Below are 15102 nucleotides of genomic sequence, written 5' to 3'. Positions count from 1 at the left end.
CCCCCGGCCGGATTCCGGCCGGGGGCGTTCGCGGAGAACTAGCTGCCGTTCTTGGCGGCCAGCGCCTTCGCCTCGCGGCGGCGCCGGTGCAGGATCGGCTCGGTGTAGCCGTTGGGCTGCTTCGTGCCCTCCAGGATGAGCTCCTTCGCCGCCTGGAAGGCGACGCTGCCCGCGAAGTCGGGGGCCAGCGGGCGGTAGCTCGGGTCGCCCTCGTTCTGCCGGTCGACGACCGGGGCCATCCGCTCCAGGCTGGCCACCACCTCGTCCTCGGTGACGACGCCGTGCCGCAGCCAGTTCGCCATGAGCTGGCTGGAGATGCGCAGGGTGGCGCGGTCCTCCATGAGCGCGACGTCGGAGATGTCGGGCACCTTGGAGCAGCCGACGCCGTGGTCGATCCAGCGCACCACGTAGCCGAGGATGGACTGCGAGTTGTTGTCCAGCTCCTGGCGCTTCTCCTCGTCGCTCCAGTTCGGCTCGGCGGCGAGCGGGATCTGCAGAATCTGGTCGACGTCGGCGCGGCGGCCGCCCTTGACCAGCTCCTTCTGCCTGGCGAGCACGTCGACCAGGTGGTAGTGGGTGGCGTGCAGGGTGGCGGCGGTGGGCGAGGGCACCCAGGCGGTGTTGGCGCCCGCCTTCGGGTGGCCGATCTTCTGCTCCAGCATGTCGCGCATGAGGTCGGGCATGGCCCACATGCCCTTGCCGATCTGCGCGCGGCCGCGCAGCCCGACGGCGAGGCCGGTGTCGACGTTCCAGTCCTCGTAGGACTTGATCCACTGCTGCGCCTTCATGTCGGCCTTGCGGACCATCGGCCCGGCCTCCATGGAGGTGTGGATCTCGTCGCCGGTGCGGTCCAGGAAGCCGGTGTTGATGAAGACCACGCGGGCGGCGGCGGCCTGGATGGCGGCCTTGAGGTTGACCGTGGTGCGGCGCTCCTCGTCCATGATCCCGACCTTGAGGGTGTTGCGCTCGAGGCCGAGCACGTCCTCGACGGCGGCGAAGAGGTCGTTGGTGAAGGCGACCTCGTCCGGGCCGTGCATCTTCGGCTTGACGATGTAGACCGAGCCGGTGCGGCTGTTCTTCAGCGCGGCGTCGGCGCGCAGCGCGTGCTTGGCGATGAGCGAGGTGATCAGGCCGTCCAGGATGCCCTCCGGCACCTCGTTGCCCTCGGAATCCAGAATGGCGTCCGAGGTCATGAGGTGCCCGACATTGCGCACGAAGAGCAGCGAGCGGCCGTGCAGGGTGAGCTCGGAGCCGTCCAGCGCGGTGTAGACGCGGTCCGGGTTCATGGTGCGGGTGAAGCTCTTGCCGCCCTTGCTGACCTCTTCGGCGAGATCGCCCTTCATCAGCCCGAGCCAGTTGTGGTAGCAGAGCACCTTGTCCTCGGCGTCGACCGCGGCGACCGAGTCCTCGAAGTCCATGATCGTGGTGACCGCGGACTCCAGCACCACGTCCTTGATCCCCGCGGTGTCGGTGCTGCCGATCGGCGACTCCGGGTCGATCTGGATCTCGATGTGCAGGCCGTTGTGCTTCAGCAGCACCGAGGTCGGCGCCTCCGGGGTGCCCAGGTAGCCGACGAGCTGCGAGGCGTCGGCCAGGCCGATCTCGGTGCCGTCCTCCAACCCGACCTCGAGCTCGCCGTCCACGATCCGGTACGAGGTGGAGCCGATGTGCGAGCCGGTGATCAGGGTGACCGAGTCGTCGAGGAAGTTGCGCGCCCACTCGATGACCTTGTCGCCGCGGACCCGGTTGTAGCCGGAGCCCTTCTCGGCGCCGCCGGTCTCCGGGATGGCGTCGGTGCCGTAGAGCGCGTCGTAGAGCGAGCCCCAGCGGGCGTTCGCGGCATTGATCGCGAAGCGCGCGTTGCTCACCGGCACCACCAGCTGCGGGCCCGCGGTGAGCGCGATCTCGTCGTCCACGTTCGCCGTGGTCGCCTCGAAGTCGGCGGGCTCGGGGCGCAGGTACCCGATCTCGGTGAGGAACTGCTTGTAGGCGGCCTTGTCGTAGTTCGCGCCCGGGTGCTCGCTGTGCCAGGCGTCCAGCTTGCCCTGGATCTCGTCCCGCTCGGCCAGCAGCGCGCGGTTGCGCGGCGCGAACTCGGTGATCACGCGCTCGGCGCCCGCCCAGAACGCGGCCGAATCCACGCCGGACCCCGGCAGCGCCTCGTTCTCGATGAACGCATGGAGAACGCCGGCCACCTGGAGTCCGCCGACCTGAACCCGCTCTGTCATCTACTGCCTCGCTTCCGAGAGGGCCGATGGAAAAAGTCGCTGTCATGTTACCCGCCGGTAAAAGCCACGCCGGGGTCGCGCCCCCCTGATACTAGTCAGCGCCGGATTAATGTACTGGTCGGAACATTAGGGAGGTCGGCAGTGGCGCTGGACGGCAAGGTCGCACTGGTCACCGGCGGTGGCCGCGGGCTCGGCGCGGAGATGGCGCTGGCCTTCGCAGCGGCCGGGGCGGACGTGGTGCTCGCCGGGCGGCGGATCGAGTCCTGCGCCGCGGTGGCCGAGCGGATCCGGGCCGAGCACGGGCGCCGCGCGCTGCCGGTGGCCTGCAACGTCAGCCACTGGGAGCAGTGCGACGCGCTGGTGGAGGCGGCCTACGCCGAGTTCGGGCGGGTGGACGTGCTGGTGAACAACGCGGGATCCTCGCCGCTCTACCCGAGCCTGGCCGAGGTGCCGGAGGCGCTGTTCGACAAGGTGATCGCGGTGAACCTCAAGGGGCCGTTCCGGCTCGGGGCGCTGATCGGCGCGCGGATGGCGGCGGCGGGCGGGGGCTCGATCATCAATATCTCCTCCATCGAGGCCACGAACCCGGAGCCGCACGCGGTGCCCTACGCCGCCGCGAAGGCCGGGCTGGAGGCGCTCTCCGGCGGGCTGGCGCGGACCTACGGCCCGGCGGTGCGGGTCAATACGATCCGCTGCGGGCCGTTCGACACCGATATCGCCGCCGCCTGGCCGGACGAGCTGCGCGCCGAGCTGGAGCGCCGCAGCACGCTGGGGCGGGTCGGGACGCCGAGCGAGATCGTCGGCGCCGCGCTGTATCTCGCGGATGAGGCGGCGTCGGGGTTCGTCACCGGCGCGGTGCTCGCGCTGGACGGCGGGTGGCGGTGAGCGACGCCGCAGCGGCGGCACGAATCGGCGGCGCGGCGCGCACGCGGGCAGGAGGCACCGCGGCGGACAGCGCCCCCCGTGCCCCGCGCGCGGGCGGCGGACCCGCGCGCGGAAGCGGCTCCGCCGGGGCGCCCGCCGATCCCGCGGCCGCACGGCGGCGGGGCAGGCCGCCCGGCACCGAACCGCCCGCCGCGGAGACCCGGCGGCGAATCCTCCGCGCCGCGACGGAGCTCTTCGCACGCAACGGCTTCCACGGCACCGGGGTGGCCGAGATCGGCGCCGCCGCCGGGGTGCAGCGCGGCGCGCTCTACTACCACATCGGCTCCAAGGAGGAGCTGCTGTGGCACATCCTGCGCGACTACACCGCGCTCATGCTGACCGAGGCCGAGCGGATCCGCGCCCGCGGCGACGCACCGATCCCGACACTGCGCGCGCTCATCCGCTCGCACGTCGCGCTGATCGTCGAGCACCGCCGCGAGGTCGCGGTGCAGCTGCGCGACGTCACCGCGCTCACCGGCGACCGCGCCACCGACCTGCAGGAGCTGCGCGACCGGCTGCAGCGCTGCTGGCAGGCGGTCTTCGACGCGGGGTACGCCGCGGGCGCGCTGCGCACCGCCGACCACGTGGTCACCAACAGCGTGCTCGGCATGCTGAACACCGTCTCCTCCTGGTACCGCCCGCACGGGCCGCACACCCCCGCCGAGATCGCCGAGATCCTGGCGGGCACCCTGCTCGACGGCCTGGTCGTCGGGGACAGCACGAAAGGTTGACCATGGCGTGGGATTTCGAGACCGATCCGGAGTACCGGGCAGAGCTGGAGTGGGCCGCGGAGTTCGTCCGCACCGAGGTCGAGCCGCTCGACCTGCTCTACCCGAACCCCTACGACCGCTCCGACACCGAGGCCATGGCGCTGCTGCGCCCGCTGCAGGAGCGGGTGCGGGAGCGCGGGCTGTGGGCCTGCCACCTCGGCCCCGAGCTCGGCGGCCCCGGCTTCGGCCAGCTGAAGCTGGCGCTGCTCAACGAGGTGCTCGGCACCTCGGTCTGGGCTCCCTCGGTCTTCGGCTGCCAGGCGCCGGACTCCGGTAACGCCGAGATCCTTGCGCACTACGGCACGCCGGAGCAGAAGGAGCGCTGGCTGCGGCCGCTGCTGGCGGGCGAGATCGGCTCCTGCTACGTCATGACCGAGCCGACCGGCGGCGCCGACCCCACGCTCTTCACCGCCCGCGCGGTGCGGGACGGCGACGAGTGGGTGCTCAACGGGGAGAAGTGGTTCAACTCCAACGCCACCTTCGCCGCCTTCCACATCGTCATGGTGGTGACCGACCCGGAGGCGGGCCCCTACCGCGGCATGTCCATGTTCATCGTGCCCGCGGGGACGCCGGGGCTGGAGATCGTGAAGAACTTCCACGTGCGCGGCTTCAGCGAGCACGAGGGGCACCTGCGCTTCACCGACGTCCGGGTGCCCGCCGACCACCTGCTCGGCGAGCGCGGGCAGGGCTTCGTGGTGGCGCAGACCCGGCTCGGCGGCGGCCGCGTGCACCACGCCATGCGCACGGTCGCGCTGGTCGGGCGGGCCTTCGACCTGCTGTGCGAGCGCGCCGTCTCCCGGCAGGTGCGCGGCGGCGCGCTCGGCTCGCTGCAGATGACGCAGGAGAAGATCGCGGACAGCTGGATCGAGATGGAGCAGTTCCGGCTCCTGGTGCTGCGCACGGCGTGGCGCATCGACCGGGAGCGGGACTACCTGAAGGTGCGCAAGGACATCGCGGCGATCAAGGTCGCCATGCCCAAGGTCATGCACGACATCGCGCAGCGCGCGCTGCACCTGCACGGCGCCATCGGCGTCAGCGACGACCTGCCCTTCGTCGACATGCTCACCTACGCCGAGGTGATGGGGTTGGCCGACGGCCCCACCGAGGTGCACAAGATCACGCTCGCCCGCGAGGTGCTGAAGACCTACGCCCCCGGCGACCCGGTCTACCCCTCCGGCTACCGCCCCGCGCTGCGCGAGCGCGCCCGCGACCTGGTCGCGCGGCGGCTGGAGCGCGCGGTGGGCAACCTGTAGCGGTGAACGCGGCTCTCGACCCGGCCCCGCGCGACCGGATGGCCGCCGCGCGGGGCAGCGGGCCCGCACCCGCCGTCCAGTGCGCGGTGCTGGTGGCGGCGGTGCTCGCCGCCGGTCTCGCCGCGCACGGCGCCACCGTGGTCGGCGCCGAGCCGATCTGGGTCCTGGCGCTGCTCGGCGGGGTCTGGACCCTGTTCCCGGCGCTGCTGCTCACCGGCGTCTGGCGGATGCACGCCGCGCTCGGGTCGAAGCCGGGCCCGGTCCTCGGCCCGCTCGAAGTCGGCGCCGCGGCGGCGCTCGCCGCGGGCTCCGTGCTGCTGGTGCGCGGCTCGCCGGTCGCGGAGCCGCTGCTCGCCGCCGGTGCGCTCACCGCCGTGCTCGCGCTCGTCGCGCACCTGCGCACGGACCGGCGGCGCAGGCGCCGCGCCGAGCTCCGCGCACGCGGGCGGGAGGTGGCGGTGCCGATCGTCGACGACGGGCTCGGGCCGTTCCGGCGCACCGCGAGCCCGAAGCTCACCCGGGTCACCGTCGAGTACGGGTCGCGGCTGCTCACCCTGCCCGCGCGGCAGGTGCCCGCGCGGCCGCTCGCGGTCGGCGACCGGGTCCGGCTCTGGATCGACCCGGACGATCCGGAGCGGTGGACCGCAGCGGCGGACAACGGGGTGTCGCGGCTCCTCGACCGATAGCGAACATCCCGCAAAGACCACGAAGCCCGGTTCACTTTCCGCTATTCTCCGCTCAGCACAGCACACCCTCCGCTCGCCCCAGAGGAGCCGCATGTACCCCGGCGCACACGTCGACAGTTTCCCGGACAAGCCCGCGGTGGTGGTGGCCGAAACCGGGGAGACGCTCAGCTATCGCGAGCTGGAGGAGAACTCGGTGCGGCTCGCGCGGCACCTGCACGAGGCCGGGCTGCGCCGCGGCGACCACCTCGCGCTGCTCTCCGGCAACGACCCCGAGGTGTACGAGGTGTACTGGGCCGCATTGCGATCCGGGCTTTACATCACGGCGGTGAACCGGCACCTCTCCGCGCCCGAGATCGCCTACATCGTGAACGACTGCGGGGCGCGGGCGCTGATCGTCTCCGCGGAGCTCGCCGAGGTCGCGGCGGAGGTGCTGCCGCAGACGCCCGCGGTCGAGCTGCGGCTGGCGTTCGGCGGGGAGGTCGCGGGGTTCGGGTCGTACGAGGCGGCGCTGGCGGCCGCGTCGGCGGAGCCGAGGGACGACGAGCCGCGCGGCGCGGACATGCTGTACTCGTCCGGCACGACGGGGCGGCCGAAGGGCATCCGGCAGCCGCTCCCGGAGCGACAGGTCGGCGATGCCCCCGGCGACACCTACACCGCCATCTTCGGCCCGCTCTACGGCTTCGACAGCGACACCGTCTACCTGTCCCCCGCGCCGCTCTACCACGCGGCGCCGCTGCGCTTCGGCGGCGTCGTGCACGCCCTCGGCGGGACGCTGGTGATCATGCGGAGGTTCGACGCCGAGCAGGCGCTGGCCGCGATCGAGCAATACCGGGTGACGCACAGCCAGTGGGTGCCGACCATGTTCGTGCGCATGCTCAAGCTGGACCCGGCCATCCGGTCGAAGTACGACGTGTCGAGCCTGCGGGTCGCGGTGCACGCGGCGGCGCCGTGCCCGGTGGCGGTCAAGCGGGCGATGATCGAGTGGTGGGGCCCGATCCTGTTCGAGTACTACGCCTCCACCGAGGCCAACGGCGCCACCTTCATCGACAGCGAGCAGTGGCTGCGCAAGCCCGGTTCGGTGGGCACCGCCGGGCTCGGCACCATCCGGATCTGCGGCGACGACGGCGCCGAGCTGCCGGTCGGCGAGATCGGCACGGTCTACTTCGAGCGCGAAGAAGTGCCCTTCGCCTACCACAACGACCCGGCCAAGACCGCCGAGGCGGTGCACCCGGCGCAGCCGACCTGGACCACCACCGGCGACATCGGCTACCTGGACGAGGACGGCTTCCTCTTCCTCACCGACCGCAAGGCGTTCATGATCATCTCCGGGGGCGTGAACATCTACCCGCAGGAGGTGGAGGACGCGCTGGCGCTGCACCCGAAGGTGCTGGACGTGGCGGTGATCGGGGTGCCGGACGAGGAGATGGGCGAGTCGGTGCTCGCCGTCGTGCAACCCGCCCCCGGCGCCGAGCCCGGCCAGGAACTCGCCGACGAGCTGCGCGGGTACCTGCGCGAGCGGATCGCGCACTACAAGGTGCCGCGCACCGTCGACTTCTCCGACGATCTGCCGCGCACGCCCACCGGGAAGCTGGTCAAGGGGAAGTTGCGCGCGCGGTACGCGTAGCCGGCGCCGCCGGACAGCGGCGTTCGGTACGCCCGCGGCGGCGCGGCTACCCGGAGCGCGGCGGCGCCCGCGCGCGGGCGATGAATCGCCGCGCCCCGGTCGGTCTGCACTGACAACGGACCGAGGAGGAGCGCATGACGACCGTGATCGCCGACATCACCATGTCCATGGACGGCTACGTGACCGGGGTGGGCGCGGGACCCGGCCGCGGGCTCGGCGACGCCGAGGAGCTGCACGCCTGGGTGACCGAGCAGGACGAGGTGGACCGCGAGATCCTGCGCGCCGCCACCGCGCTCACCGGCGCCGTGATCATGGGCCGCGGGCTCTACGACGTGGTCGAGGGCCCCGGCGGCTGGACGACCGAGATGGGGTACGGCGCGCAGGAGGCGGGCACGCCCCCGTTCTTCGTGGTGACCAGCGAGCCGCCGGCCGAGAGCAGGCTGGTGCGCGAAGTCGGGCTGCGTATCACCTTCGTCGATTCCCCGTCGGCCGCGCTCGAGCAGGCCGCCGCGGTAGCGGGCGACCGCGCGGTGGTGCTCATGGGCGGCGGCGAGCTGGTCGGCCGCGCGCTGGAGGCCGGGCTGGTGGACGAGCTGCGGCTGCACCTGGCGCCGCTGATCCTCGGCGGCGGCACCCCGCTGTTCCGGCCCGGCGCCCGCAGCCACTACCGGCAGCGCGCGGTGCGCCCCTCCGGCAATGCCTGCCACCTCGTCTACGAGCGGGTCACTTCCAGTACGCCTGGTACTTGATCGAATCCTTCCCCAGCCCGTGCTTGCCTTTGAGCGTCTTCACGATCGAACGGGTGGTGCGCCCGTCACAGGCCACCCAGCCGAACGTGTCCGGCTTGCAGGCGATCTGCTCGGCCGCCTCGCGCAGCAGCCGCCCGTCGTCCACCCGCTGCACCCAGGTGACCTCGTGGTTCGGGCCCGCGTGCACCGGCAGCGTCGGGTCGGACTCGTACTGCCACTCCAGCCACACCCGCGCCGGTGTGTCCCCGAGCGCGCTCAGCAGCGAATTGACGGCGGGCAGCGAGGCGGTGTCGCCGAACAGCACGAACTCGGCGGGCACCGGCTCCGGGATCGTGAAGTTCGACGCCCCGACATTCTTCATCGCCGACGCCTCCAGCACCTCCCCCACCTGTGCGTTCGCCGCCCACACCGAGGCGGGGCCGTGATGCAGCGCGAACTCCACACCGAAGGAGTCGTTCGCCGGATCCTGATCGACCAGCGTGTACCCGCGCTGCCGGAAGTTGCCCTTGCCGTCGTCGAACCAGAGCCGAATCCACTGGGTCGGGTGCACCGGGTAGTCGGCGAGCAACCCGCCCGCGGTGAACCCGACCCGGATGTACTTGTCCGTGACGGGGCTGACCGAGGTGACGGTGAGCTTGTAGTTGTCCGCGCGGTAGGCCCGCATCATGAGGCCTTCGAGACCCTTGCTCATGAAGTCAGGGTAGCCTAACTAGCCGTCCCCAGCGCGCAGCACCGCGCGCACCGCGGTGGCGGCGACTTCGTCGTCGGAGAGCCCGCTCCCTGGAATGAGAATGTGCGAGAGCACGATGCGGACGATGATCTCGGCGGCCTGCTCCGGTGGTACCGCGAGGTCGGAGGCGTCGGGGCGGGCGCCGACGATCGGGGTGACGAAGGCGCTCACCGTGTCGAGCAGCGTGGTGGACGAGTCCCGGTGCGCGATGGCGACATCGAGTAGCCAGCGGGGTTCGTGGTCGCGGACGCGGCGGATGACGGGGTGGCCGCGCAGGTGGGCGAGGGCGAAGCGGACGGCGGCGTGCACGACTTCCCGGAGCGGGGCGAAGAGATCGACCTCGCGGTAGCCGCGCGCGATCATGGCCGCGACCTCGGCGCGGGCGACGGCGCCGATCATGCCGTTCTTGTCGCCGAACTCGCGGTAGGCGGTGGCGCGGGAGACGCCCGCGCGCTCGGCCACCGCGGCGAGGGTGAGCGCGTCGAGACCGATCTCGCCCATCATCTCCAGGGCGGTCTGCTCCAGGAGCTCGGCATTCCGGGTCACGGGGTCATTATGCCCGGCTCTTGCCGCCGGGCCATATGAGACTCTATGGTCGATCAGTCTCAGTTCGGTGATCAGGGAGGTCCGGCATGCACGCGATCGTGCTCGGCGCGGGAATGGGCGGGCTGCTGGCCGCGCGGGTGCTCTCCGAGCACTTCGACCGGGTGACGGTGCTGGAGCGGGACCGGTTGCCGGAGCAGCCACGGGCGCGGCGGGGGGTGCCGCAGGGGAAGCACGTGCACGGGCTGCTGCCGCGCGGGGCCGCGCTGCTGGAGGAGTTCTTCCCGGGGCTGCGCGCGGAGCTGGTGGCGTCGGGGGCGGTGGAGTGCGCGGCGCTGGAGCAGGTGCGGTTCGCGGTGGCCGGACACCAACTGGCCAGGGCGGCGACCGGGCACGTGGCGCTGCAGGCGAGCAGGCCGCACCTGGAGCACCACGTACGGGCGCGGGTGGCGGCGCTGCCGGGGGTGGAGATCCGGGACGGGGTCGCGGCGCTGGATCTCTCCCACGACCCGCGCGGCGGGCGGGTCACCGGGGTGCTGGTGCGGGACGGCGACGGTGATCGGCGGCTCGATGCCGACCTGGTGGTGGCCTCGATGGGGCGGGGCAGCGCGGTGAACTCGTGGCTGGAGCGGTTCGGGTACGCACCGCCCGCCGCGGAGGGGACGCCGATCGACATCGTGTACACCAGCGCGTTCGCCCGGCTTCCTGCCGGGGCGCTGGCCGGGGAGCTGAGCATCACCGCGGGGGTGCGGACGGCGCCGCCGCGGGCGCTGGCGATGTTCGCGGTGGAGGGCGGGCGGCACATCGTGACGCTGATCGGGTTCGGTGGGGAGAAACCGCCGGTCGACACGGCGGAATTCGCTTCGTACGCGGCGCATTTCGCGCCCGCCGATGTGGTCGACGCGCTGGCGCGGGCCGAGTACCCCGACCCGTCGGCTTCGTTCCGGTACAAGGCGAACCTGCGCCGCCGGTACGAGCGGCTTTCCGCGTTCCCGGACGGGCTGCTGGTCACCGGCGACACGCTGTGCAGCTTCAGCCCGGTGTACGGGCAGGGGATGACGGTGGCGGCGATCCAGATGGCGGTGCTGCGCACCGTGCTCGAAAGCGGCACCGGGGATCTGGCGCGCCGCTTCTACCGGGCGGTGCGGCCGGAGATCGACCACGCCTGGCAGCTCACGGTCGCCGCCGACGGGGCCATGCCGCACGTGACGCCGGAGGGGCCGGTTGCCCGGGCGGCGGTCGCGGCGCTGGACCCGATCCTGATCGCCGCCGAGCGCGACCCGCGGGTCGCCGCGGCGCTCTTCCAGGTGATCGGGCTGGTCGAGCGGCCGTCCTCCCTGCTCACGCCGGAGCTGCTGGCCCGCATCGGCGCCGCCAGCGCGGGCGCGCTGCTCGAGTCCGCGCTGCGCACCGCGGGCGGTGGCATCACCCGCGCGCTCACCGTCAGGACGGCCTGAGCGGGGTCGGGCCGCCCCGGTGACCCGCACGAGCGGCCGGAGCCGTGTGGCGCAGCCGGAGCGAACGAGTCACCGCGGTCGGCCCGACGATATTCGCAGCCGCGGGGCGCACCCGCCGGACCCCGCGCGGCGCGGGGCTCAGATGGCCTGGAGGTACCAGTCCACCCGCTCGTCCCCGTCGGTGGCGCTGTGGCTGTAGCGGAAGCGTGCCCGGCGGGCGACGGCGACCGAGGAGGTGTGCCCGGGGTCGACCCGGATCACCGCCTCCTCGACGGCGCCGAGCGCGGCGAGGTATCGGCAGCCGAGGATGACGGCGCGGGTGGCGAGGCCGCGACCGCGGCGGTCGGGGTACACGCCGTACTCGATGCTGGCCTGCCCCTTGGCCAGGTAGGGCCGGGCCAACCGGATGTCGAGCAGCCCGATGAGCTCGGCGGCGGGGAGTTCGGTGACGGCGAAGAGCCGGGTCGCGCCGTCCGCCGCCCAGGCCGCGGCGCTCTCCGCGAAGCGCTCGGTCGCCGATTCCGCCGCGCCGAGCTCCGGCCAGAGCCGGGTCAGCGCGGAGTCCGCGCCCGCGAGGTGCGCCTCGACATCGGTCACCGCGATCGGACGCAGGGCGATCACACCATCGGAAACCAGCACGGAACCATGATCGGCAGCGGAGCGACGTTCAAGCAAACCGACCCCCCTTCCCGGCGGGTCGGGTCAGGACGCGTTGCGGGTGCAGGCGGAGCCGACCAGCCCGGCGGGTCGCGGCGCGGCGCTGCCGAGATCGGGGAAGGGCGGCGCGACCTCGCCGAGCCCGGCGACGGCCGCACCCTCCGCCTCGGCGAGCGACGGCGCCGCCGCCCAGCCGAAGCGCCCGTCCGCGCCGCGCGCGACGGCGGCGCAGCCGTCGGTGTACTGCAGCACGATCCGGCAGTCGTAGACCCCGCAGTTCTTGATCGCCTCGGCATCGGCGGCGACATAGCTCCGGTGGTCGGTGGTGATGGCGACGACGCCGGTCGAGTCGGAGAGCGAGACGGTGCCGTAGTACAGCCCCTTCGGCGGTACCGCGGCGGCCGGGGCGGAGACTCCGGCGCCGAGCAGCGCCGCCGTGGTGGCGACGACTCCGGCGACCGAGCGGGACAGCGGCGGCAGGGACACGGGGCGGACCTCCATCAGCGGCCCCTCACCGACGAGGAGCACCGCGAGAATCATCCTCGCGGCGCTCCCGGTTGTCCAGCGGCGGAAATCGCTGCCGCGCAGAACCTTCTAGACGGTGAAGCCGAGCGCGCGCAGCTGCTCGCGGCCGTCGTCGGTGATCTTGTCCGGCCCCCACGGCGGAATCCAGACCCAGTTGATCTTCAGGTCCTCGACCAGCCCGCTGCGCACCAGCGCATTGCGCGACTGGTCCTCGATGACGTCGGTGAGCGGGCAGGCGGCGGAGGTCAGCGTCATGTCGAGCACGGCGACGTCCTCCTCCACCTTGAGGCCGTAGACCAGCCCGAGGTCGACGACGTTGATGCCGAGCTCGGGGTCGACGACGTCGCGCATCGCCTCCTCGAGGTCCTCGAGCAGCTTGCTGTCCTCGGCCGAGAGCTCGGCCGCGGGCGTGCTGGTGTCGGGTGTCTCGGTCATGACCCGCTTCCCTTCGATTGCTGATCCTCGATGCGCACCACCGCGTCCTTGAACGCCATCCAGCCCAGCAGGGCGCACTTGACGCGGGCGGGGTACTTGGCGACCCCGGCGAAGGCGATGCCGTCGCCGATCACGTCCTCGTCCCCCTCGACGGTGCCGCGGCTGGAGATCATCTCGCTGAACGAGTCGACCACCTTCATCGCCTGCTGCACCGGCAACCCGATCACCTGGTCGGTGAGGACCGAGGTGCTGGCCTGGCTGATCGAGCAGCCCTGGCCGTCGTAGGAGACGTCGGCGATCTCGCCGGCGTCGTCGATGGCGACCCGCAGCGTCACCTCGTCACCGCAGGTCGGGTTGACGTGGTGCACCTCGGCGCCGTACGGCTCGCGCAGCCCGCGGTGGTGCGGATGCTTGTAGTGGTCCAGGATCACTTCCTGGTACATCTGCTCCATGCGCATGGCTTATGCAACCCCGAAGAACTCGCGGGCCTTCCGCACCGCCGCCACCAGCGCGTCCACCTCGTCGAGGGTGTTGTAGATCGCGAAGGAGGCGCGGGCCGTCGCCGCGACGCCGAAGCGCCGGTGCAGCGGCCAGGCGCAGTGGTGCCCGACCCGGATGGCGACGCCCTGGTCGTCCAGGATCTGCCCGACGTCGTGCGCGTGGATGCCGTCCACCACGAAGGCGACCGCGCCGCCGCGCTCCACGTTCTCGGCGGGCCCGACGATCCGCACGCCCTCGATCCCGGACAGCCCGGCCAGCGCGGCGTCGACCAGCGCATGCTCGTGCGCGGCGACGGCGTCCATGCCGATGGCCTCCAGGTACCGCACCGCCGCGCCGAGCCCGACCACCTGCGAGGTCATCGGCACGCCCGCCTCGAAGCGCTGCGGCGGCGGGGCGTAGGTGCTGCGCTCCATGGTGACGGTCTCGATCATCGAGCCGCCGGTGATGAAGGGCGGGGTCTCCTCCAGCAGCGCGCGGCGCCCGAAGAGCACGCCGACGCCGGAGGGGCCGAGCATCTTGTGCCCGGAGAAGGCGGCGAAATCCACGCCGAGCGCGCGGAAGTCGACCGGCATGTGCGGCACCGACTGGCAGGCGTCGAGCACCACCAGCGCGCCGACGGCCTTCGCCCGCCGCACCAGCTCCTCCACCGGCGCCACCGCCCCGGTGACGTTGGACTGGTGGGTGAAGGCGACCACCTTGGTGGCGGGCGACAGCTCGAGCGAATCGAGGTCGATCCGGCCGTCGTCGGTCACGCCGTACCACTTCAGGGTGGCCCCGGTGCGCCGCGCCAGCTCCTGCCACGGCACCAGGTTGGCGTGGTGCTCCAGCTCGGTGATGACGATCTCGTCGCCCGGCCCGACGTGGTACGGGAAGCGGTCGTCGGCGAAGGCGTAGGTGACCAGGTTCAGCGATTCGGTCGCGTTCTTGGTGAACACGATCTCGCCGACGTCCACCCCGACGAAGCGCGCGATGTCGGCGCGCGCCCCCTCGTAGGCGTCGGTGGCCTCCTCGGCCAGCTGGTGCGCGCCCCGGTGCACCGCCGAGTTCCGGGTGACCAGGAACTCGCGCTCGGCGTCGAGCACCGCCTCCGGGCGCTGCGCTGTCGCCCCGGAATCCAGGTACACCAGCGGTTTTCCGTCGCGCACCGTGCGGCTCAGGATCGGGAAGTCGGCCCGGATCCGTGCCACGTCGAGCACGCGCTCGGGTGCTGCGGTCATCTCAGGCTCCGGCGGTCGCGGTCTGGGTGAAGCGGACGTAGCCATTGGCATCCAGCTCGTCGGCGAGCTCGGCGCCGCCCTCGGCGACGATCCGGCCGCCGACGAAGACGTGCACGAACTCCGGCTGGATGTAGCGCAGGATGCGGGTGTAGTGCGTGATCAGCAGCACCCCGCCGTTCTCCTGCTGCTGGTAGCGGTTGACGCCGTCGGAGACGATCCGCAGCGCGTCCACGTCCAGGCCGGAGTCGGTCTCGTCCAGGATGGCGATCTTCGGCTTGAGCAGCCCGAGCTGCAGGATCTCGTGCCGCTTCTTCTCACCGCCGGAGAAGCCCTCGTTCACGCTGCGCTCGGCGAAGGCGGCGTCGATCTCCAGCTCGCCCATCGACTCCTTCACCTCCTTGACCCAGTGCCGCAGCTTGGGCGCCTCGCCGCGGACGGCGGTGGCGGCGGTGCGCAGGAAGTTCGACATGGAGACGCCGGGCACCTCGACCGGGTACTGCATGGCGAGGAAGAGCCCGGCGCGGGCGCGCTCGTCCACCGACATGGCGAGCACGTCCTCGCCGTCCAGGGTGATCGAGCCTGCGGTCACGGTGTACTTGGGGTGGCCGGCGATGGCGTAGGAGAGGGTGGACTTGCCGGAGCCGTTGGGGCCCATGATGGCGTGCGTCTCACCGGACTTCACGGTGAGGTTCACGCCCTTGAGGATCTCCTTGGTCTCGCCCTCGGGGGTCGTGATCTCGGCGTGCAGGTCCTTGATTTCCAGGGTGGTCATCGAATGTCCTTCGGGGGCTGTGGGGTCGGGT

Annotated in this window: 16 protein-coding genes; 7 read left to right on the top strand and 9 right to left on the bottom strand. The window is 72.2% G+C overall.

Annotated elements, in window-relative coordinates:
- Positions 1–38 precede the first annotated feature (38 nt).
- On the bottom strand, positions 39–2228 hold the full coding sequence (locus ACFUUZ_RS06395) for a malate synthase G (RefSeq protein ID WP_378693138.1): 2190 nt from the start codon (positions 2226–2228) through the stop codon (positions 39–41).
- 141 nt (positions 2229–2369) lie between these two features.
- Between ACFUUZ_RS06395 and ACFUUZ_RS06390 the strand changes: the two genes are divergently transcribed.
- The 6 genes from ACFUUZ_RS06390 to ACFUUZ_RS06365 all read left to right on the top strand — a co-directional run bounded on the left by ACFUUZ_RS06390 (position 2370) and on the right by ACFUUZ_RS06365 (position 8234).
- Positions 2370–3113, top strand: a complete 744-nt coding sequence (locus tag ACFUUZ_RS06390) for an SDR family NAD(P)-dependent oxidoreductase (RefSeq protein ID WP_378693136.1) — start codon at positions 2370–2372, stop codon at positions 3111–3113.
- Positions 3110–3883 (top strand): TetR/AcrR family transcriptional regulator, encoded by a 774-nt coding sequence (locus tag ACFUUZ_RS06385; protein ID WP_378693134.1) that lies wholly within the window; start codon positions 3110–3112, stop codon positions 3881–3883. The genes ACFUUZ_RS06390 and ACFUUZ_RS06385 overlap by 4 nt, the downstream gene beginning before the upstream one ends.
- A gap of 2 nt (positions 3884–3885) precedes the next feature.
- The gene (locus ACFUUZ_RS06380; RefSeq protein ID WP_378693132.1) at positions 3886–5175 is read left to right on the top strand and encodes an acyl-CoA dehydrogenase family protein; all 1290 of its coding nucleotides are present in this window, start codon (positions 3886–3888) and stop codon (positions 5173–5175) included.
- 2 nt (positions 5176–5177) lie between these two features.
- Positions 5178–5861: a hypothetical protein gene (locus tag ACFUUZ_RS06375; RefSeq protein WP_378693130.1), complete on the top strand. Its 684-nt coding sequence runs from the start codon at positions 5178–5180 to the stop codon at positions 5859–5861.
- Positions 5862–5952: 91 nt separating this feature from the next.
- On the top strand, positions 5953–7485 hold the full coding sequence (locus ACFUUZ_RS06370) for an acyl-CoA synthetase (RefSeq protein WP_378693128.1): 1533 nt from the start codon (positions 5953–5955) through the stop codon (positions 7483–7485).
- 134 nt (positions 7486–7619) lie between these two features.
- Positions 7620–8234, top strand: coding sequence for a dihydrofolate reductase family protein (locus ACFUUZ_RS06365; RefSeq protein WP_378693126.1), 615 nt, complete (start codon positions 7620–7622; stop codon positions 8232–8234).
- Here ACFUUZ_RS06365 and ACFUUZ_RS06360 read toward each other — a convergent pair.
- Together ACFUUZ_RS06360 and ACFUUZ_RS06355 are read right to left on the bottom strand one after the other, a co-directional pair.
- Positions 8209–8925 carry a siderophore-interacting protein gene (locus tag ACFUUZ_RS06360; protein WP_378693124.1) on the bottom strand — a complete coding sequence of 239 codons (717 nt, stop codon included), beginning with the start codon at positions 8923–8925 and terminating at the stop codon, positions 8209–8211. The two genes, ACFUUZ_RS06365 and ACFUUZ_RS06360, sit on opposite strands and share 26 nt — an antisense overlap.
- 18 nt (positions 8926–8943) lie before the next feature.
- Positions 8944–9510: a TetR/AcrR family transcriptional regulator gene (locus ACFUUZ_RS06355; protein WP_378693122.1), complete on the bottom strand. Its 567-nt coding sequence runs from the start codon at positions 9508–9510 to the stop codon at positions 8944–8946.
- An 86-nt stretch (positions 9511–9596) separates the two neighbouring features.
- Here ACFUUZ_RS06355 and ACFUUZ_RS06350 point away from each other — a divergent pair, with 86 nt between their 5' ends.
- Positions 9597–10964 (top strand): FAD-dependent oxidoreductase, encoded by a 1368-nt coding sequence (locus ACFUUZ_RS06350; protein WP_378693120.1) that lies wholly within the window; start codon positions 9597–9599, stop codon positions 10962–10964.
- A gap of 138 nt (positions 10965–11102) precedes the next feature.
- Here the strand turns inward: ACFUUZ_RS06350 and ACFUUZ_RS06345 are convergent, their stop codons facing one another.
- From ACFUUZ_RS06345 to sufC, 6 genes are all read right to left on the bottom strand, one after another.
- Positions 11103–11603 carry a GNAT family N-acetyltransferase gene (locus ACFUUZ_RS06345; protein ID WP_378693118.1) on the bottom strand — a complete coding sequence of 167 codons (501 nt, stop codon included), beginning with the start codon at positions 11601–11603 and terminating at the stop codon, positions 11103–11105.
- 63 nt (positions 11604–11666) lie between these two features.
- On the bottom strand, positions 11667–12149 hold the full coding sequence (locus tag ACFUUZ_RS06340; protein ID WP_378693116.1) for a DUF4189 domain-containing protein: 483 nt from the start codon (positions 12147–12149) through the stop codon (positions 11667–11669).
- A 66-nt stretch (positions 12150–12215) separates the two neighbouring features.
- Positions 12216–12581: a metal-sulfur cluster assembly factor gene (locus ACFUUZ_RS06335; RefSeq protein ID WP_378693114.1), complete on the bottom strand. Its 366-nt coding sequence runs from the start codon at positions 12579–12581 to the stop codon at positions 12216–12218.
- Complete coding sequence (sufU, locus tag ACFUUZ_RS06330; protein WP_357024214.1) at positions 12578–13039, bottom strand: Fe-S cluster assembly sulfur transfer protein SufU; 462 nt, start codon at positions 13037–13039, stop codon at positions 12578–12580. The genes ACFUUZ_RS06335 and sufU overlap by 4 nt, the downstream gene beginning before the upstream one ends.
- A 3-nt stretch (positions 13040–13042) precedes the next feature.
- Complete coding sequence (locus tag ACFUUZ_RS06325) at positions 13043–14299, bottom strand: cysteine desulfurase (RefSeq protein ID WP_378693112.1); 1257 nt, start codon at positions 14297–14299, stop codon at positions 13043–13045.
- A 1-nt stretch (position 14300) separates the two neighbouring features.
- Positions 14301–15071, bottom strand: coding sequence for a Fe-S cluster assembly ATPase SufC (sufC, locus tag ACFUUZ_RS06320; RefSeq protein ID WP_378693110.1), 771 nt, complete (start codon positions 15069–15071; stop codon positions 14301–14303).
- Positions 15072–15102 lie beyond the last annotated feature (31 nt).

Origin of the sequence: Nocardia sp. NPDC057353 (assembly GCF_042667085.1) — a bacterium.
Lineage (GTDB): Bacteria > Actinomycetota > Actinomycetes > Mycobacteriales > Mycobacteriaceae > Nocardia.
This window is presented reverse-complemented; position numbering and strand designations above follow the sequence as displayed.